Origin of the sequence: Fibrella aquatilis (assembly GCF_017353255.1) — a bacterium.
GTDB lineage: Bacteria > Bacteroidota > Bacteroidia > Cytophagales > Spirosomataceae > Fibrella > Fibrella aquatilis.
The window spans coordinates 15,319-35,893 of record NZ_JAFMYU010000013.1 but is presented as its reverse complement, the minus strand read 5'-3'; the positions used below and the strand labels follow the sequence as shown (position 1 = coordinate 35,893).

Here is a 20,575-nt window from a genome sequence, read left to right as displayed (position 1 = left end):
CAATAAACTGTTTCGACATATGCAACTGACCAGCAGTTCGACGCCCCCTTTGCCTCCCCTTAATGTCTTCATTTCCTACTCGCAGCTCGACGTAACCTACAAGCAGGACCTAGAAAACTACATTGTGGCATCGGGGCAGAACATTCGTATTACATCGGATGAGAATCTAATCCCCGGCGATGTGTGGGTGAAAAGAATGGCCGACATGCGGCGGGAGGCCGATGTATACCTGCTACTGGTTACTAATAACTATCTACAGTCGACCAGTAAAAATCCTGAACTGGAAGAAATCCTAAAAAGTGGCAAAACCGACCAGACGCATAAAGTCATCCCTATCATATTGGAACCGAGTGACTGGACGCAAACGCCCATCGCCGATTTTCAGGGGCTTCCTAAGTTTGGCAGGCCCGTAAGCGACTTTAAGAACCGGGAGGAAGCCTATGGCGAAGTAGTGGAAGCTCTGGTGGGCATTGCTCATTTAAAACAAAACAGCAAGGCAATGAAGCTCATTGCCCAGGAGAAATCTGAACGAAGTGGCATCCTTCGCTTGAACGAATGCAGCCTGACGGTTATTCCGCGCGACCTACTCGATATGCCCTGGTTAAAGCAACTGTACCTGGACAAAAACTACATCCGCAAGCTCGAAAACCTGGATAACCTCACCAAGCTGGAGCAATTTAATATCACCTACAATGAAATTGAGCAGATTGAGGGGATTGAAAAACTAACCAGCCTCCAGATACTCGATATGCAGTTCAACCGGCTCCGCACCATCGAGAATCTGAATAAAAATCTGTCTTTGACTAAGTTGGGGCTGTCGTCGAACCAGTTGGATAGCCTAACGGGGCTGCAGCACCTTCAGCAGCTTACCATCCTGTATGTTAGCAGCAATCGATTAAAACGGGTTGATGAACTGGCCGACCTACCCAATCTGAAGCGGATAGTATTAACCGGCAACCGGATCATATCGATCAAGCCGCTACTGGGGCACATCAAAAAAGGCTTGACCGTGCTGCTTAAGTATAGTTATAGCGAAACTGACGAGGGTATTTTTATTAAAGACAACACGACTCTGGCCGAGCCTTCTATTGAGGTTATTGAAAAAGGGCAGGAAGCTATCCTAAAGTATTTCGATGATGCCCAAACTTACGGAACCCGAAAGCTGGAAATCGTAAAGCTTATCTTGGTGGGTAACAGTAAAGTAGGTAAAACCAATTTAAGTGAATTTTTGCGCGGTGTTAAACTGGCCCGGAATCATAATTCCACCCACCTGTTGGATATACAGCGCTGGGATGCGTCGTTTGGTAAGCCGATGCTGGTTAATATTTTCGATTTTGGTGGGCAGGACTACTACCACGACGCCCACCGGATGTATTACTCGCACGATACCGCCTATATTTTACTCTGGGATACGGCCACCAACAATTACTCGGAAGAAATAGAAACGACAGCAGGCCAGCCCACAAACCTCGTTTACGAAAATTACCCGCTGGCCTACTGGTTGGAGTCGATTAATTATAATCTGGCCGATAAATTCCGCCCTATGTACAAGACTGATACAAGCATGACTTCCAGCACCACTGCTCCCGTATTGGTATTGCAAAACAAAATTGATTTGGGCGAAGGACGACTAAACCAGCAAGAATTGAGCCAGCAGTACCCCAACATTGCGGGATTCTTTAGTATGTCGCTGACAGCCCGCAAACGTACCCAAATTCTGAACGAAGTGTTGACCGACTACATGAACGCTCTCAACCTGTCGGGGCGGCAACTAATTAATTTTGAATACAAAATAATCGATGACTATCTGACCAAGCCACGCCCTTTTCAGGCCATTACTTTAGACGATTTCTGGGCTGAATGTCAGCAAATTATTAATGATGCATCCATTACGTTCACAAAAGAGAATGCGGAAATTATTTCCCAGATCCTGAACGCCATCGGTGTCGTGTTTTACGACAAACACGCTGACAACGATGGGGTGGTGTTCACTCAGATTAACCGGCTGAATGAGATCATCAAAGAGATTATGGACGTAGCCAAACGGGGCAGCGACCGGGGCTTTTTCAAATTGTCGCAGGTGAGTCACGTTGAGAGCCAGAGAGAGGCGATTGACCTTTTACTAAAGAATAACTCTATCCTAAAAATTAATGATTCGGAATTTCTGGCACCCCAGTTCCTGCCCGTTAACCCTGACCCGTCCGTTGCCTTTTTTCTGAATACGTTCACCCACAACCACATACGTTTCATCTATAAAGCCTATTTCCACAAAACACTGTTGCTCAGCCTGTTTGCTCGTTACCTAAATAGTGCCAGCATCGATACGTCAGCGGGAGTTAAAAACATGCCTTTCTGGCGCAATGGCATTATTGTGAGCAAAGGCGAGGGCTCAGCCCGGCAGATGGTATATGTCGAATTACGGAAAGATAAAGATCAGGGTGTTGTCAACATTCGAACGATGGGGCCATTTCAGAAAAACGGGCTTGAAAAAGAAATTGAAAACACGCTCGATGAACTCAATAAGGGCTGGACGGTTAGTAAAAAAATCTCCGTAAATAGTACCGACTTTTTCGATGTGCAGGCGCTGAAGGAAGCGGTAGCAAATAACCAGTTTAGCTTTTCGAAGAATGGCAAAACATTCAGCGTTAATGATTTTAAACACATCACCAGTTTCGAGAAACTACCTAAAAAGCTATTTATCTCGTATTCGTCCAAAAACGCCGACTTCATCAAACGGTTTGTTACCCATCTGGAAATCCTGAAATCAAATGGAATCATCGACCCCTGGTACGACCGCATGATTGAATCAGGCTCGAAATGGGACGACAGCATCCGTAACGAGATGAGAAATTCGGATGTAATTATTTTCTTGCTCAGCCCAGATTTTCTGGCCACCGAATATATCATGAAAACGGAAATTCCACTCGCTATTCAGCAACTTCAGAGTGAGACCGCCAAATTCTTTTTCATAGAACTGCAACCCTGCGGCTGGAAACGAACCGACATGGCCAACTATCAACAAACCGACGATCCAACCCAAGCCGAAAAAAACATCATCAGCATCGGCACTCCCAACAACGACAAAGAGTGGAACCGCGTAATTGATGAACTGATGGCGAAAATGGATGTGTGAACTGTGTCTGTAAATATATCTATTAAGGCGAAGGGAGAGTTGAGATATATCGCCAGTTAATGCGTGGGCAAGAGTGTCTTTACCAAAAGAAATGGTTTAACCACTGATCGACGTCGAGTTCGTAGTGGGTTATCTTATCTCGCCCAAACCCCTGCCTTTATCAAGTGTTGCTGAGCTGACAGTGCGCCATCTCTCCGAGGAACAATACTCGCATTTTTACGTCGCTCAAAGCAATAGACAAGTGCAAGCACTTCCTGATCATTAGTAAATGGCTTTGCTGCCATATCACGTGGCATTGCTGCGGCTCCTGTCGAAAAATCAGGCAATTGAGCCTTTGCATTTGCCACCGGAGCCACATCGTCTGTAATGGCAAACACTACTATGCGGAAGAAGCCAGGCTTCTCAAAGAATAAATCGCCTAAAAAACTCAAAAGACTCATGTTCGGATAACCATCTTTTATCCATCTACCAGGGTCTGGTAAGGGTGTGCCATCACTTTCAATATGCTCCATTCGTGCTACCAAGGCAAACCCACTCGATTCCAGTTCAAACAAACCGTGCTCAAAGCCTTTATCTGCCGTTTCTAGGGTACTCACTAGTTTATTGTAAACTGTACCTAAAGTGGCGTTTTGACCTATTTTTAGCAGATCACGTTGGACCACAACGCGTTGATAACCGGCTGGTGGTGGCCAGGGAAACTGAGGTAAGTGGCGTATACGGCCTGATGTTAATACTTCATAAACAGGGTATAGTTGATCAAGTACTTTTCCAAGGCGTTCTCTCAAGATTCGATCTACTTCAATGTTCATCAATACAGTTGCAATGTCGCCACCTTTTGCCCAAGGGTCTTCATGAAGCGCAAATAGTGTTTTGGCAGCACTGTACCGATCATTTTCATTTTGACTTTGTAATTGTGTGTAAAGCTTATTTCGATCCACCAGCGAATCGCTCTCAACAGTTCCTAAAAGGTCGTCAATTTGAGTTCGGACATCTTGAGAGGCATTTACCTTACGCAGTTCGAGTACAGAAAGCAAGGCACGATCATATGATCTTAGTTTCTCTATTCCATTAAAGAAGTCGTATGTCAGTGGGTTTCCCTTACTAGCATACTCTGTCAATATTGCTCTTCCAACATTTCCCAACTGTCCCGCGAATTGTAAGGCTGCATCACGGACATCTTGGTTGGTGTCTTTTATGGCAATGTTTATAATATCAATTAGCCGTGAGTCATTTGTTGGGAGGCTATTAAGGAGTTGGAAAACTGTTTCGCGGACACGAGGAACTGGATCCTCAGTGATCCGATTTAAAAGCTTATCAGGTAGAAACCCTAGTTCCGCCCATACCATCGCAACAGCTCGACGAACTTCTGCATTCTTTGAGTAAAACGCCTTTTCTAACGTGGTCTGAACCTGGTCACGATGCGTTTTAACAGAGCGTAAGGCCCAAATCATATGGTCCTGATCCGGATTTGACAAGTCGCCTGCTGAAGCCAGTACAAGATCGGCAACCCGTTTGTCTTTGTCAACGACACGACTTAATCCATAATAAAGCAATGCGTTGCGGGTCTTTTTTGTCGTTTTAGGGTCTTCGACGATTGCAATCAGGCGTTCGATACCCTTTATACTATTTGTCAAGTAATCCGCAGCCAGTCCATATGTTCCAGCATAACCCTCAAAACTTCGTGCACCTTCTTGAAGTACGTTAAGTACACGGTCGGTGTTTTCTAGTTCCACGAGCTCTATGGCCGCTTGAATACGTATATTTTTATCGGGATGTAACAAAAGCTGATCGAATGCCTGAATAAAGACGGGACTATTTGACTTAAAGTGATGCAGAGTTTCCAGAGCTTTATAATCAAAAAGTTTAAGTTTTGGATATCGAGAAATCAATTCCTTAACCATTTCATCTTTCCATGCTGGTCGTGCCATCAAAATAGAATCGACATCTTTATTGCCATACTCTCCTTGTTCGAGTGTAAGAGTTGTTAATAACTTTATTAAATCTTTATGTGGTGTATCTGGTAATTTTATTTTTCTAAGTATTGTCAACAATTGGTGAGTGCCTTCTTCCGTTCGCCACTGATTATCTGATTCTATAACTTCCTTATTTCTACGTTGGCTCATTGTTTTTTCTAGTTCAATAACAATGATATCTAGGCAGTTATTTGCTCGTGGTGCAATACCAGTTTCAGTAAGTTTAGCTAATTGCGCTATAGCCTCAGATTTTATGCCTACCGCAGGATTAGCAATTTGCTTGAGTAAGGTATCCGCAATGGTTGAAGCATGCTCGGGATGAATACATGCTAATGACCCAAGTGTTCTAATCGCCGATTGACGAACTTTGGGTGATGCATCTTTTAGTAAAAGCAGAACATCAACAACTGTTGACCTAGGCAACGTAAGCCAGAATTTAGAAAGCTGTTCTGTCTTGGCAACAAGTTCGCAGGGGGAACGGCGGGCGTAAAAATAGGACTCAGAAAAATCTGGTGTTTGTATGCGATTAAGTGCTACAGATCGAACCTCCGAGTCAGGATCTTTTAAAAAAGTAGCTATTAAAAGAGCAGCACTGTCAACGTCGGCGGGATAGGCCGCAAGTGAATATCTACGTATCACAGCATTAGGACTATTAAGCATACGCTGAAGTGTAGTAATCCCAACCCCCGGAATCTTGGCTAAAGTAAAAGAAGCCGCTTTCCGCAAATTATCAGAACCATTAATCATAATACGGGATAATATTGGAACGGCATCTGTTTTAGGTGACGAAGCCCGGCCTACCATATTTATAGCTGTAATTGCCAATGTGCGGTCATCGCCTTCAATAGCTTTGTAAAGAGTAGGTGTCACTTGTACTGGAACAGTCTCTAGTAGACGAAGTATACGTTCTCTTACCGACTTGCTGGATACATTAAACCTACTTAACAGGAAATCAATATCTGTTTTGGCATTAGGCTTCGTTTTTGAATTAGGAGCGGTATTATACCTACTTAACAGGACATCAACATCTGTAGTCTTTGCATAGCTAAGTGCCGCGTAAGCGAGATCAGAATTGCTAATATTGAGATACCTTCCTCCATTATACGCTTCAGAATGATAGGAGAATTTACCAACCAATGTGGTGTCAGAGAGTGTCTTACTCAACTCATCAGTTGCTAGTTCACCAAGGCGCATAAGTCCAGCTAAAGCTTGAAACCTTACTCTTTCACTCGAATCTGCCAGTAAATTCACTATTGCTTTAATTGCCACCACTGAAGGCTTCTCTAACTCCGATAATTTCAGTGCTACAGATTGGCGGATTTGGGGATCCTTATTTTTGAGTAATGGAAGTAGGTACGTCTCTGAGTAAGTAGTATCGCTTACCGTAGGATCTGATGAAATCCTTTCTGGTTTAGGGTTATTAACTACAGTTGGGGCTTGCGCCCTTACAAAGCATGTGAAACTCAAAATAATTTCAAGAGCTATCATTACAGTAATACTTAAATGATAGCCTCTATAGCCCATTTCATACTGTTCCAAGAAAACCAATGTTGATGCCTGCGTCTTCATTTTTGCAGTTTTTTTAAAATCCATTTACGATAAATCGTGAAACAAAAATTTCTCAAGAGTAAAACAAGAAGCACTGAATTTAATAGAGCTACTACAAGAAGGGGTAACTCACGAGTGGTTATTTCACCTTGTAGGACAGAAAGGAAAAGTAAAGGCGACCCAAGCGTAACCGCAAACATTGTATAACCGTAGGCTTTTAATGAATTGACTCCATTGTTAATTAACTCATCAATGGGAGAAACAAGGTGTTGATAAAGCAAAAGTAGTAGTATTGATATTGCAAAGAAGGAACTTAAGATAACGTTATTATTATAGATTATACTTTTAGCACTTAAGGTTATGTTATACCCCTCTTTTCCAAGTATTTGAAGTAAATTTTTCAGGGTTCGTGGATTTTCTTGGGGCTCATTTACTAGTACCCTCAAAACGTCGGCCAATTGGGGTAATCGTGAATCTGGATCTACAAAAATATCGAACCACTGAATGCTAGCAAGTTCATACGCAAAGGCTCCACTGGGTTTTACATCTTCTAAACGCACGGCCAACAACTGTACCTTAGCCTGAACGGCCACAGCCAATTCTTTCTTAAGTTCCTCGGATTTGAGAGCTTCTATTGACAGTAAAATGACCATAACTTTCGCATTTTTTAAGTGTTTTACAATAGCGTCACGCCAATTCATGCCAAGTGGAATGAGAGGGTCATACCAAGCCTCAACATCCTGCTTGGTAAGTAGATTGTAAAGTTGGTCGGCATAATGCTTGTCGGCTCTGCGATAGCTGATAAATACCTCTGATTTATCCTTTTCCAAAAGCAGATTTGTTGAACGTAGGTGATTAAATTTATTAAATTGATCTAATGTCAAGAATCAACGCCTTTGCGCTCGCGTCGGGAATATCTTTATCGGCTTGACAGTCGTAAGACAATTTGAAGTGCTAACAGTAAATGGATCAGTCGGCCTGAACATAACGCAACGGCGAATTAGACAGCAAGGGTTGAAGCTTCTTAATCTGATCCTCCGTCGACGTTCGCATCCAGTTCAGGGGGGCAATGGCATAGGCTTGTTTCAAGAGCTGCTCGCCTGTTTCGGTATCACCAATGCCTATATACGCTTCGGCTTTCGTAGCTAGTACCCAGTACAGATTTTTCTTATGACCGATACTAGCTTTAGGGTTTTGGTTAGTTGGAGTTGGGTTATCCTGTAGCCATTGTTCGCAGGCTTCCAGCACTTCTCTCCGGTACCGTTGTGCTTGCACAAAATCCGCTATAGCTTCTACCCTGCTGGTAGTTATTGCGGCCCGTACGTTGAACAGATAGGCTAGATTGATGCCATTGTAATAGTCGTTACGTAGGTTGAAGCCCCGCCGGTAAGCCCGTATAGCTTGAGTGAGGAATGAAACGTCTTTTGTTAGTCCGTAGAGCCGCTTGTTCACTGCTCCCCACAACCCTAATGTTTCCGTATCATTAGAGGTCTGTGGATTTAGTATTTGCAGAAGGCTTAGGGCTTTTTGCAGTGATTTTTCCTGGGTCGGGTGTTCGCTTTTATAGGTAAGTAATGCCAACCGCTGAATGATGTAAGGGTCTTCGGGTTGGCTCAGTTGGCCAAGTTGGTCCTTAGGCGGCTCCATCATCGTTCGGATGGAGCCCAATAGAGTTTTCGCAGTCAGGAAATCACCTTCCTGCTCTGCTTTATCTACCTGCTGCATCAGCAAACTGTGGGTCGTGCCACCTGTTACCAACGATGCCTCAGACTCATTTGATGCGATTGTAATCGAGTCTGTTGCCTGCTTGATCATCGTCTTTATGGCCTCGCCCAAACCAGGTGGATTTAGGTTGTTTAGAAAAGTATACACCGGGCTGTCTTTATCGCGCGGGTCTTTGTTCAGAATGTCTTTGATCGATTCTGTCAGTAGCTTCTGAAACCGCTGCACTTCCGAATAGCCAATGTCTTCGCCTAAGTGGTGGTATTTCCGAATCGCAACGTGGTTAACATCGAACGGAAACGATTTAGCACCATCTTCTGAAATCACGATGGTTGTGTATGGTTTAAGGGCGTGACGGATGCCAAGTTCGTAAAAGGCGTTTTTGTTTGACGTAGATAGATCGGCCACCACCACGTCGGCGGAGAACAGTTGTTCGTACATCGGCACATCGATTAAGCCCGAATGCACAATTTCATCAGCCCGTACGCAGGTCAGGCCCGCTGCCTCAACTGCCGGCTTTATCAGGTTGTGATACGACTTGTCCAGGTCGAGCGTTCGACCTGACTCAAAATCAGTCTTTTTGCCGAAGCCTATCACGACAAAACATGTCTTCTGCGCCATAGGTGCGTTGGTTTTACCTGGTGATTGATAGTAGTTTACGCTGGGGTAAGCCGCTTAAGCAGTTGGGTCGCCATCTCGCTGAGCTGTGCGGTCAGAGCTGATGGGTACGTATTGGCCCACCACTTTACATACCGATTGAGCTGTCGGGCGGTCGATTCGATAGCAAACGGTTGGCCTGACTGTGCTAGTTCGTCGACGTATCTACAGGCTTTATCGAGGGCGGTTTGTTTTGAGGTGACCCAATCAGTGGTGGGCTTTGTGAACGGTTGCAGCAGATACAATTCAACCAATGTACCTAGCGCCCATGTACGTGCCTCATCAGTGGAATTCTGCAAGTCTTGCTCCGCCGCAAACAGCACCACACACCATCGGTCATGTTCGGCTTCGAGCGTTTCTTGTCCGATGGCCACCAGCGAGAGATGCTGAATGCCTGTCCAGTGATTGGTTAGTAACAGGTTGTGGCCACGTTGATAGCAGTCGCGAGCGCGGGCTAAGGCTATCTTTGACTGGGCAGACCAGTCGGCGTCGGCTACTTGTATGGTGCTGAACTGAAAAAAAAACTCAGCCTGCCGTTTATAGGCACTGCCCAGTAAGCCCAAGTGTTCGGCCAGACGGGCGGGGTTCCTAACGGGGCCTACCCGTTGAGACAGCAGGTCTTCTAGTTTTCCGATCGCGGCGTCCAGCCGGGCCTGCACCATAGTATAGGTGTCTTGTTGAGCAGGCGGGTGGGCAAGCAGATAGTCAGTCCAGGCGGTGGCGGTTTTCATCATCTCCAGCACTAACTGGAGTTGCGCTTTGTCGAGTTGTTCTTCCAGATCGTCGGGAAATCGGGCGTAAGCTACCAGACTCGCCCAATCAAGAAAATCGCCTTGACTGATGGCATTTCGGGCGTAGTAAAGAGCTATTCGAGGGTCTTCACCATGAAGAAGACGAGGGTATAGGTCTCTGATTAGTTGCACTGACCCCTCCACAGAAAGCGGAAACTGAGAAGCCAGCACGTAAGGCACACCCGACATGTGCAGCGCATAAGCCAAACTTCCCCCCGGCGCCATGTTAGTCCCTTCGTTGCCGCCATCACAAGCCATGAGCGTAATAACAGCAGGGCGATAAGTACGGTCATTATGTACCACCACGAGGGCATCGGTGAGGCGTGCTGCATCGACACGGTCAGTTTGGGTAGTGGTTCCGTCTTTGGCCAATGTCGGGCGAGGCAAGTGCATGGCGAGGCCAAACCGCTGCCCAGTATCGGGGTCATCGAGCAGCATGCCGTGGGCAAGGATATGTACGTGTGTATAGGGATTGCCCTCTTGCACTGCCTTGACCACGGCAGCCCGAAGTTGATCAGGCCGTGCTTCGGGCAGGATGGTCAGCAGGGGACTTTCGTCAGCCTCAAGCTCGAGCGATCCCTGTTTGGGGCGTACCCAGGGAGCAATTGCGTCCCTAAGAACCGCTACGTGCTCGTCGGAGGGGACGGCCTTTTTAGGCGCTGCCCAGGCGAACAAAATGCGGGGTTTGGCAGGCCAGGTGTACGTACGCGGGGCCACCTGCCTTACTTCCCGTGTTAGCGTAGTAAGTCGCTGCTGATTCAGAAGAAAAGGCTTATCACGGGCTCCCTGAAATCCGGTAGGTGTGAGCGCCAGCTCGAAAGGTAGCATAGCCAGTTCGCGCGGAGTCATCACGAGGCGGAGGTGCAGCCATCCCTCACTGACGCCTGCCTCCATTTGAAGGGCTGGTATAACCTCAAAAACCCCTGTCAGAATGTCCTGAAGGGCCTCTTTAGCCAATTGCATCGATGACCCTAGCCCAGCCTGATAGCGCAGCAGGCGTAGGTACCGCACAAACTTAAACTGCTCCAGATTAACTCTGAATTCGGCGGGTGGGTGCGTGCCACAAACCGCCAGGTATGTTATACCTGGCGAGAGTGTCTGGTTGTAGGGTGTACCCGTACGAAGCAGTTCAAGGGCCACAGAGCGGTTACCCAACGAGCTCTTCGGCTGGGGTTGACTGACCATATTAGCTGCGGTTAAATCGTATCTGTAAGTGGCTCCTCGTTCAGGTCGATTACTTCTACCTCATCATCTTCGTTGTCGAGAATACTCGGCTTGCCCGTCAGCCAGTTGAGTTTAAATAGCCCTAGTGCTATAGGGCCTGTTTGCCCCGTTAGTTCTAGGCCCAGTTCTTTGTTTGTCTTCAGGCTAAACTTGGCTGACGCGCTCCCCACATTGAACGGCTTAGGGGCCGTGCCATCACCACTGATGGTTACTTCGGTGCCACTTTCCAGGTTCGAGATAATTAGGGGATTCTGCGCCGTATAAACTTGATAGACCACTATAAACTTCCGCCGCCAATTGCCCACCTGCTTAAGCTGATTAACCACCTGATTGACGTTCTCGATCTGAGCGACGTTGATGATGGGGGCTTTCACCAAGAACGAGCGGTCGCTATTGAATTTAAAGGTCAGGCTGGCCTTGATCTCAATTCCCGGATCGACGCTTACGGCTGCACCTGCACTGCTATCAATGGCCGTCACGCTGTCTGAGGTAAAGTTGAGGGCTGCATCATTGCCCGTCGCCTGCGTGAAGGTGATATTAAACTCAGCGACGTTGCCGATTTTCTGAAATACGCCATCGGAAATAAACCCGTAATCACCGAGCTTATAGGGCACGGTAATAGGCAACCACGAAGCATGCACGTTGAGTTGCTTGTGTATGATGGTTTCAAACTGCGCTGCAAGGCCCATAATTTACGTTGGGTTAGGGGGTTATCTGTTTGACTAAGAGATAGCAATGTAGCTTTTTATGGAGCGATCTGGCGCATAAGCCAGATGAATTGACTAATCGGTAAGCCCGGCTCCACGTGGCACCTGTTGGTTAGCGCAGGCTGCCAAATTTGAGTGGAGTTACAGCTTCGACCTGGGCAACACTCACACCATGAGCCGACGGGTCGAACTGCTGGATAGGCTGTGTTGGGGTAAACGTTCCGCTGGCTGTCAGCGCGTACTGGTCCATCAGATACGCATGGACGAAGAAATTACGCGGGTTAGTTTCGTCGCTCACCACGGTAATCATCCAAAATGAGTGGGGAACGCGACGACCCCGATATTCGATGTCGGTGAGGCGACTTACTGGCCCAGCAAACACACTCAACCGTTTCGAATCAGGGCGTAGTTTTTGTAGAACGAAATTTTCCAGGTCGTTCCAGTTGCGCTGATTGAAAATCCGGTGTTGTGGTACCGTATTCGAATAATAGAACACGCCTTGTGCTGCCGCCGTGGCTGTGGCCGAATCGCCCCAGGCAACAGCGCGTCGCGGTACCATGTGGCCCCGGTCCCAATCGTTGCCCTCATAGAGTGTTTCGTCGGTTTGCAAGCCCGCTGGAATGCGCGGGTCAACCACCCAATGGTCAGCTTGGCGAGGAACGTGTATCATGCGCTCGCGGTCGATGTTATAGGCGGTGTAGAGGGGCATGGCGCGGCGTTCGTCCATAATGAGCGAGTAGTAGATATAGTCGAAGACCCGGCCGTCGAGAACATCCCCCGTGCTGAGTTGATCGGTCAGGTCGGGCAGTGGAATTGTCCGTTTGCCAATGAAATTGGGGTTGTAAGGAATGATGGTATCAAGCGTAGGGGGAGAAATAGTCCAGGTATCGGCAGCTATCGTATCCGGATACGTCATAGTGTCGACACCAACTTTCATTGGTAATCCCTCATGCGACTTAAGGCTGTATCGATTAACGTTCAAATACGTTACCATACCCACCACCAACACGAGCATCAGTCCTATCAACATCGACCGGTTGACAGACCCAACGAATGGTAGCAACCGACGTATCTACGACAGGTGTATATGTGGGTCGGTCCCGTTCATGAGTTCCTGTAAGTCGTCGGTAAAATCGGGATCGGGACGTACCTGCGCCGCATTGAGGTATGCCAGTTTTTGCAGCGAGGGTGGCAGGGCATGAGCGGCGGGCATAACGGCGCGCCCCACCAGCACTGGAATGACGGCCATGTTAGGCGCATCGAGGGCCGTTTCAATCTCGATCCGTACGAAATCTGCCGGGTTGTCGAGGCGGCGGTTGCCCTGTTCGTCGGGCGCGTTGAGCCCCCCCGGCCAATTACCACGAGCGTCACACGACTTCCCAGAATCGACGTCTTGACGTACTCCCGAAAATCGACCGAAACGGGGATCGAGTTGAAGTCTTTGAACACGTTGTCTTCGCCGTATCGCTCCTCGAGGCGGTCGTAGATGCGTCCGGTGGCATCTTCCGAATCAACGCGGCGGTAAGAGATAAACAGCTTGTTCATGGGTACGTGTGGTGGACAGCGGGGGTTATTTTTATTTCGCGAAAGCTCTGGCCCGTTGGCCGAAGACGGCGACCCAAACGCCTTCTGAATACTCGGCGGGTGGCGCTGGAATGGCCCCTTTTTCCCAACCCGCCTGCCTAAGCAGCAGGGATCGGGCGGCCTCGTCAAGCTGATCCAGATCCTCAGCTACCTCGATTGTGGGCGTTCCGGTCTTACTTCCTGCCTTAAGCCGACTTAACAGATCATCACTCACACCCTGCAACCGCTGCCTGGCGGGTAGGCGGGTTGGAAGCAGATTTGGCAATAAATAGATGGTTACGCGTTGGTCGCCGGTTGGTAGTTGGGCGTCGCCGACCAATTGGAATTTGCTATTCTTCATCTGATAGTACCAAACGTCGAGCAGGTTAAGGTTGGTGGCAAGCGCAACAACTTGTGCTTGTGATGGTACCTGATTCGTAACCGGCGTATTAGGAGTAGTAATTTCATAAGGTGTCTGCTTCTTCGGCGGAGTTGTTTGGTCAGGAACAGTAACCTCGTAAGTGGGTCGTTTTTCGGGCGGGGCTGTTTGCTGAACAGCCAACTTGGAAGGCGATGGTACCGCACGGGGCCGGGACGAAACCTTACCCTTACCCGACAGTGACGCAGGCGGCGTGGTTACCGTACCAGCCGCATCGTCCACAATAAACACGCTGATATAATTCGGGCTTTTCTGGTACATCACCCGCGAGAGGCCAAACCGAATGCCTCTGTCTTTTACCATCGGCAGGTTATTGAATTGCGATTGCAGATCAGTAGCTATATCCTGTTCTTCTACATTTCCGTTATCGAACCTAATCTGATTCGTTGTTACATTAAGTTTTATTGCTTCTGCTGGCGACAAAACGCTAAAATTTATTGATTGGAATCTAACTGTGGTATCCCGAAAGTTATACCTATTTCTAAGCACTTCCCGGCGTATGCTATCCGATAACTTCATCCCGTTACGCACTCTCTCAAAATAAAAAAACTCCAGTTTGTAGTCTTTAGTGACTGTTATTGCCGATGTAAGGGAGTCACAACCATCACCGCGCATTTCGAGTACGTGACGTTCTTTGGACAAGTCCAGACTGACGGGGTATTTTATATCATATTCACTTATACCTGTAGTGAAGGATACATTTACTAAGCCGGCAGGCAGTTGTTTGAAGGGCAACATAACTGTATCTGTACTATTCTCTCTGCCATTAAAATCTAATAGTTTATCTACTCCATTTATTTTCAGTATCACGTATTTATGCTCTTGTAGCTTGAGAGGCAGCAAACATTGGTTTCTTACAAATTGAAATGCGTACGGTATTTGTCTTTCCTGCAATGCATATGTGGGTTTCTGCCAGTTAACGTACCCGGCGTAAAGCCAAAGCAACGTTGCCAGGCCGATTAAATTGAGGCCCAGGTTAAACTGCCAACCCTTCTGCCAGCGGCTTTCCGATGTGGCCTCAGTCGTCAACTGTTCGCCGAGACGTACCCGTGCATGGCCTTCGCCGAGCAGGTTATCCCAAGCGGCATCGGGGTTGTTCAGGTAGAGGCCCGTGGTGCCGTCGGGGAGCTGATTGGTGCGCCAGAGTTGTTCGTACTCCTGTGCGGCGGCGGCGTAACTCGCGTATTGACTTGGATCGTGGCGGTGCAGTACGAACTGATTGGTGGTACGTAGTAGGTACCTTTCTTCATCGAAGAAATAGCCATCGGGGTAGCGCACGTCGGCGTAGTAGAGCAAGTCGAGCAGGCGTTCGCGGGTTTTTCGTTCGGTGTCGGGGCGGAGTTCTTTGAGGAGTTCGAAGCGGAGCTTGTCGGGGAAGATACCCTCGTTGAGCCAACTGATCCTGGCCAGTTTCAGCAGGTTGGTGTATGTCAGCTTTTTAGGGTCGGGCAATACGGCGTTGCCCATTTCGATGACAACCTCCCAACGTACCTTGCCATACACCGCAGTAGCGCAGAGCCACTGAAACAGGTCGTCGTCGGCCAGGTACGTCTTCACTTCTGAGACGCGCCGGAACGATACATCTTCGGTCGAGTACATCCCTCGGCAGGTTTCGAGGTAAGTAGTTTGGTCGGGTCGATTATCGCGCAGGGCCTGCATCAGCCGGAGTTGACCGGGCAGGTCGGCGGGGAGCAACACGAATTCGCTTTGCAAAGCCCGTTCGCGGTACGTCAAGTCGGCGAAGGGAACGGGCGTCAGGATGGCGCGGCGGTCGAAGCGACGCAGGTCGGGTAGGTACGTGGGCAATAGTACGTCCGAGTCGTCGAAGAGTAGCGGGTAGCCATCGCCCCAGAGCAGCAACGTACTGTTGGCGTAACGGGTGGCGAGCTGATCGAGGCGAAGGCCGTCGGGGAAGCGGTCGTTATAGACCAGCCCAAACGGCACCCGGTAAAAGAACCGCTCGGCATGAACGCCCTCCCGGCACAGCGCGTGGAAATAATACTCGAACAGGTGCCGTTGGAGGCTGCGGCTCCGCGATCCGTCGATCAGAAACACAAACTCTTCTTCGCGCAGCCGGTGGCTAAATACCAGGTCGGGCAGGCCACCGCTACGTAGCGTGGCCGAGAGTGTGCGCCGGATATTGAGCGTAGTGCTTTCGTCTTCGCTTCGCTGCCGTAGGGTCTGCACAACTGTATTGAAGGCGGACGTCGGTTGCACCAGTTCGGCCTCCCGATTGGGCAGAGGCAACTCATACGGCGGCTGATTGGCCCCAAAACGAGTTGTCAGGTCGGGACCATCGCCGCCATCTGCTCCCCGACGTACCCGCCGCCGGGCGCGCCGCAGTAGGTATGTACCCATGCCTGCGCAGAGCAGCCCCAGTACAATCGGCCCCCACAGATGATACGGGTTTACCAGCTTACTAAGATTAACATCCCCGCTCGATGAGACAACCACCAGGTGCCGTTCAGGTGGTACAGTAGCCGTGTCGCTTTCATTTGGGGGTGGAGAAATTACCGACGTTGAGTCGGGCTGGGTCGTGGTTGTTTCTTGGACCGGTACCGACTTCGGCCAACGCCACCATGCCAACAGCCCCACCGCCACCAACCCCGCCAACACTGTCCAAACAAACCAAGGGCGGTGTTTGGGGGGGTGAGGCACCACTGGTTGCCCGCTTCGTTGCTCTTCGGCGAAGAGGGCGTAGAACCGCTGCTGCTCTTCCTCGCTCGTGACGAGCAACGGGGCAATACGCTCAGCAAGTTCGTCGGGAGTTCGGGGCGAAAACGTCGTGATGACTTGAAGAATCTCCGCATAATCGTCGGGGCGTAGCTGGAAACCCGCGTTCTGCAACCGCACGATGAGGCCATCCAGCGAAATCGTGCGCGGCGGTGAAGCATCGTGGGTAGGGCGGCGAGACACGGCGGTGGGTGCGTTACTGATTGGTTTTCAGCACCAGACTGTTCGTAACGAGTTGGTACGTCTCATAGAGCGGGTCGTTTTTTTCGGGCGGTATGGTCTGCAACTGCTCGAATAGGCCCGTCTGGGTCAAGTAGCCCAGCCAGTCAAGTAACTCACCCGTAGAGGGGGTACGTACCGTTTTGTTTTGGCTGTACAATTGCTCAAACACCTTGATGGCGCCAAGCAGTTTGGGCGACTCGGCCACCGACAGCCGATGCTGCGTAATGGTTAGCAGATCAGCCGTTTCGGGAAACGGTATATGATAATAAACGCACCGCCGCAAAAACGCCGGGGGCAGGTTCTTATCAAAATTACTGGTCAGGATAATGACGATCCGGGCATCCGGGCCTTTGTGGAGCCGGTGATTTAGCTCGCGGATTTCGTAGGAAAACGATTCCAGTTCATTCAGCAGGTCGTTTGGGAACTCGCGGGGTGCTTTGTCAACCTCGTCGATCAGCACGACACTGCTCAATGGTTGCCCGGTACGCTGCCCGTAAGTGTACTTCGCGGCGACTCGCTCGGCAAGGGGTTCAGGCAATGTGCCGCCTTCTGCCGCCAACCCCTGCGATAGCGCAAACGCGGCCCCCAGGGCTTTCAACTCAATAAATTGATCGGCTCCCTGCCCTAGTTTATCCCGGAAATGCCCCACCGCATCGTAGGTGTAAAACAAATCGCTCGCCGCCGACGACGATTTCGTGTCAAATTGCAGCGCGCGCTCTAAAAAAGGAGCGGCATCAGCCTGGGTCTGTTCGTGCAACCGCCTGGCTACGGCATGGGCTAACTGCGTTTTGCCTGTTCCGGGTTCGCCGCCCACCAACAGCGGCTTATTGAGCGCGATAGCCAATTCGACAGCTCGTTGTAGGGCCGAACTCATCTGGTACTGGCCGGGATCGTTATTAACGGCGATGCGCTGGAGGAGCAGGGGAGCAGGCATAGGTATATCAGAGGTTTTCCAGGTAGTCAATGAACTTCTCGGTCCGGTTGCACAGATTAATGAGCTTACCCAACTCGCTCTCCGCCACGCGCATCGTGAGCGGACGCGCCGCCTTCGACTGCATAAAAAACTGCTGTGCAACCTGATCGAACAGGGCTTCGTCTTCGCGCATGAAAGCGTAGAACCACTTTTTCAGATCGGCATAGCCCAACGGATTGATGAGATCAATGCGGTGGTAAGTGGTTAGGCTATCGGGGGTAGCGGTCGGTTCCGGCTCTTCGCTGTCGATGTTGATGAAGAAAAAAACACGCGGCAGGGTACGCCCTTGCAACGCCTGCTCAACATCAGCGCACAGGCGCATCAGCAACGTCCACCGGTCGGTATTGACAAGTCCAACGTCGTCGTTGAGCAGAAAATTAACGACTATGTAGGGGTGCTTCCAGCGTTGCAAAATACCCTCCAGCGTGACGGGGCCGTCGGGTTCGGTCTTGAACAGCTCGGTGTAGAGCGTATACAGAAAATTTTGCTTTAACCGCTCGAAGTTGGTTGAATTGAAGAGGTCACTGCTCGTCAGGCTGGGCGTTACCTTGAACCGTTGCCAATCCATGAATTCCCAGCCGAGCCGTTTGATGAAATTATCGCCGAGGTCATCGGGGCGGCTGCGAATTTCGTAAACGGCGAACGCCTGATCGGTGCGGTTCTGCCGCCAGAAGTCGGCCAGTTGAGGGCGGCGGTCGCAACAATGTTTGACAATCTCGTTAAGATGCATGTCAACCGGGCGCAATTGCAAGCTCAATTCCCGAATCAGGGCATCCTGCACGGTGGCGCGAAGTTCGTAGTCATAGCGAAACGGTTCGCCACACACAAACTCGATACCCACAATGTTGCGAAACTGCTTCATTTTCTCTCGTTTGGGATCCTCAGGATCGAGGCTGTCGAATGGAAAAACACTCTCGTCAGCGCTAGCCATGAAACACAGCAGTTTACACTGCCCCTGCTTGTAGCGGGCATAGGCCGTCTGATATTCCAACTGTGTGATCGACAATCCGTTGGGGTTTACGACCCGGTCATCGGGAATGTAGCCGTAGCGATTACTGAGAATCAGGATGTACAGGTTACAAGCTGCAACATCGGCTATACACTTATTGAGCGGTGTAATACTTTCGGCAACATACCCTTCCATCGCGTGTACTTCGAAACACTCGGTATTTTTCAGGAACACGCGCCAAACAGCCTGTCTGTGTAATTTCAGATCCTCATACGTAGAAGAAATATAGACTTTATAGGCAGGCATATGGAATGGAAGGGGCTACCGTTTCGTCTAAACTGTTCCTGGCTAACAACCGATTTTAAGATCTTCTTCAACTCCATCAACTGAATGATCAAAACTACAAGGAGATACCGTGCCTTAGTTTACCGTATACTCAAATGAGGTTGATTATCTCTTTATTTTCGAGTAAGATCTTAATGATTTGAGCTGTCCCCATTAAACCGGACTATTATAAAGTTGAGAGTTCGGGCGCTTTTTCACACTTCACTAACCAAGCAGTCGCACATGAAAAGTTAAAATTCACCGAAGCACAGACGGTTGGCCGCCGTCATCGTATTTGCTCTGCGCCAAGCCGACTCTGGAAAGGTCAGCTTGGAGGTTTGCTGCAAGAAGGGCATTAGTGAAGCATCCGTAGCGGCAGATTACTTCTACAACTGGAAGAAAAAATACAGCGGCCTAGGTGTATCTGTACTACGGCGGCTCTGCCAGTTAGAATATAAGAACCAGCAGTTGAGGCAATTGGTCGCTGATCTGATCTCGAACAAACAGAGGTTGTAATGATACAGGCCATCCTCAAAAAATTTGTAACGAGGCTGCCCCAGCGGGCCCGCTTAACGTTGAGGATTAGCTCAGAGTTTGATGAACGACCATTGGGTTTCCGGGGGCCATAAGGTATTATTCTTGTTACTGTCAAGTTGTCTTTACAAGGCAGAATCACGCAACGATTTAGGGCAACGCAAATTGATTCGAGACATCGCCCAAATACGCCTAAATTACGGCAGTCGACATATGGTTACCTTGCTTTGATGAACTGGCTGGTAGAATGATCACAAGGATATTCGCAGCGTAATGATAAGTTGACATACAACCAAACCGTAACCGTATGACTGTTTTTCTGAGTTATTCAACCAAAGATTATTTTTTTGCAGAGTTATTAGGAATAAAGCTTGCGGAGGCAGGAATTAGCTTATGGAGAGACCAAGGTAGTTTAATTGCCGGTACTGATTGGCGCCAAGGGATTGAAAATGGTATATCTAATAGTATAGCAGTACTGGTGGCTTTAAGTTTGCAATCAACAGAATCATCTTACGTGACATATGAGTGGGCTTATGCTATCGGCAAAGGAAAACCAATAATTCCACTTAAAATCACTGAATGCCAAATGCACCCACGTTTGGAATCCATTCAACATTTAGACTTTAGGGTTTCTAATACTCTGCCATGGGATCTTTTAATTGAAAGAATTAAAGAAATCGAGGTCGATAGCTACCAAAGTTTGGTAATGGCAGAGAGCGCATCGCAAGAGATATCAACGAACTCAGAGGATCCATTAGTAAAATCCATTCTAAACTACTTAAATCAGCGTGGATATCAGATGGTAAGTTTTGATAGGCTGCGCAGACGAATTGATTCTGAGCTCACAGATGAAAATATAGAGGCATTGGTAAAAAATAATGCATCTATATTTAAAAGAGCTACTCTTGAAGGTAATAGACCAGGTCTAGCTAAGATCACACCATAAAGAGTAGATATTTTATAACTTTTAATGTGTCATTTTTTAAACAGTTAAGTCAATATTAATTTTAGTATTGAAACAGCTTTGTTGCATGTCAATGTTAGGGTCTCCTTGACAGATATAGACATGATCACGTTATTGGA

General features: G+C 48.7%; 12 protein-coding genes and 1 pseudogene. 3 read left to right on the top strand and 10 right to left on the bottom strand.

The window, feature by feature from the left end:
* Window positions 1-19 precede the first annotated feature (19 nt).
* On the top strand, window positions 20-3,133 hold the full coding sequence (locus J2I48_RS16120) for a TIR domain-containing protein (RefSeq protein WP_207336504.1): 3,114 nt from the start codon (window positions 20-22) through the stop codon (window positions 3,131-3,133).
* Window positions 3,134-3,267: 134 nt separating this feature from the next.
* Here the strand turns inward: J2I48_RS16120 and J2I48_RS16115 are convergent, their stop codons facing one another.
* The 10 genes from J2I48_RS16115 to J2I48_RS16070 all read right to left on the bottom strand — a co-directional run bounded on the left by J2I48_RS16115 (window position 3,268) and on the right by J2I48_RS16070 (window position 18,940).
* On the bottom strand, window positions 3,268-6,675 hold the full coding sequence (locus tag J2I48_RS16115) for a HEAT repeat domain-containing protein (protein WP_207336503.1): 3,408 nt from the start codon (window positions 6,673-6,675) through the stop codon (window positions 3,268-3,270).
* The gene (locus tag J2I48_RS16110; RefSeq protein WP_207336502.1) at window positions 6,672-7,538 is read right to left on the bottom strand and encodes a toll/interleukin-1 receptor domain-containing protein; all 867 of its coding nucleotides are present in this window, start codon (window positions 7,536-7,538) and stop codon (window positions 6,672-6,674) included. Before J2I48_RS16110 ends, J2I48_RS16115 begins: the two co-directional genes overlap by 4 nt.
* 85 nt (window positions 7,539-7,623) lie before the next feature.
* The gene (locus tag J2I48_RS16105) at window positions 7,624-8,997 is read right to left on the bottom strand and encodes a TRAFs-binding domain-containing protein (protein WP_207336501.1); all 1,374 of its coding nucleotides are present in this window, start codon (window positions 8,995-8,997) and stop codon (window positions 7,624-7,626) included.
* A gap of 35 nt (window positions 8,998-9,032) precedes the next feature.
* Complete coding sequence (locus J2I48_RS16100; RefSeq protein WP_207336500.1) at window positions 9,033-11,009, bottom strand: CHAT domain-containing protein; 1,977 nt, start codon at window positions 11,007-11,009, stop codon at window positions 9,033-9,035.
* A gap of 11 nt (window positions 11,010-11,020) precedes the next feature.
* Window positions 11,021-11,737: a hypothetical protein gene (locus J2I48_RS16095; protein ID WP_207336499.1), complete on the bottom strand. Its 717-nt coding sequence runs from the start codon at window positions 11,735-11,737 to the stop codon at window positions 11,021-11,023.
* 130 nt (window positions 11,738-11,867) lie between these two features.
* Window positions 11,868-12,671: a DNA/RNA non-specific endonuclease gene (locus J2I48_RS16090; protein ID WP_207336498.1), complete on the bottom strand. Its 804-nt coding sequence runs from the start codon at window positions 12,669-12,671 to the stop codon at window positions 11,868-11,870.
* A 156-nt stretch (window positions 12,672-12,827) separates the two neighbouring features.
* Entirely contained in the window at window positions 12,828-13,004 is a 177-nt protein-coding gene (locus tag J2I48_RS28310) for a hypothetical protein (protein WP_229376356.1), read from the bottom strand.
* A gap of 327 nt (window positions 13,005-13,331) precedes the next feature.
* A complete protein-coding gene (locus J2I48_RS16080; RefSeq protein ID WP_207336496.1) occupies window positions 13,332-16,673 on the bottom strand; it encodes a vWA domain-containing protein in 3,342 nt (1,113 codons plus the stop codon).
* Window positions 16,674-16,686: 13 nt separating this feature from the next.
* Window positions 16,687-17,646 (bottom strand): AAA family ATPase, encoded by a 960-nt coding sequence (locus J2I48_RS16075; RefSeq protein ID WP_207336495.1) that lies wholly within the window; start codon window positions 17,644-17,646, stop codon window positions 16,687-16,689.
* A gap of 7 nt (window positions 17,647-17,653) precedes the next feature.
* Window positions 17,654-18,940 carry a DUF4062 domain-containing protein gene (locus tag J2I48_RS16070; RefSeq protein ID WP_207336494.1) on the bottom strand — a complete coding sequence of 429 codons (1,287 nt, stop codon included), beginning with the start codon at window positions 18,938-18,940 and terminating at the stop codon, window positions 17,654-17,656.
* 294 nt (window positions 18,941-19,234) lie between these two features.
* Between J2I48_RS16070 and J2I48_RS16065 the strand changes: the two are divergent.
* Both J2I48_RS16065 and J2I48_RS16060 read left to right on the top strand, forming a co-directional pair.
* Window positions 19,235-19,471: pseudogene (locus J2I48_RS16065) on the top strand (transposase); the annotation flags it as partial.
* A 328-nt stretch (window positions 19,472-19,799) separates the two neighbouring features.
* Window positions 19,800-20,438: a toll/interleukin-1 receptor domain-containing protein gene (locus tag J2I48_RS16060; RefSeq protein WP_207336492.1), complete on the top strand. Its 639-nt coding sequence runs from the start codon at window positions 19,800-19,802 to the stop codon at window positions 20,436-20,438.
* The last annotated feature ends 137 nt before the right edge of the window (window positions 20,439-20,575 follow it).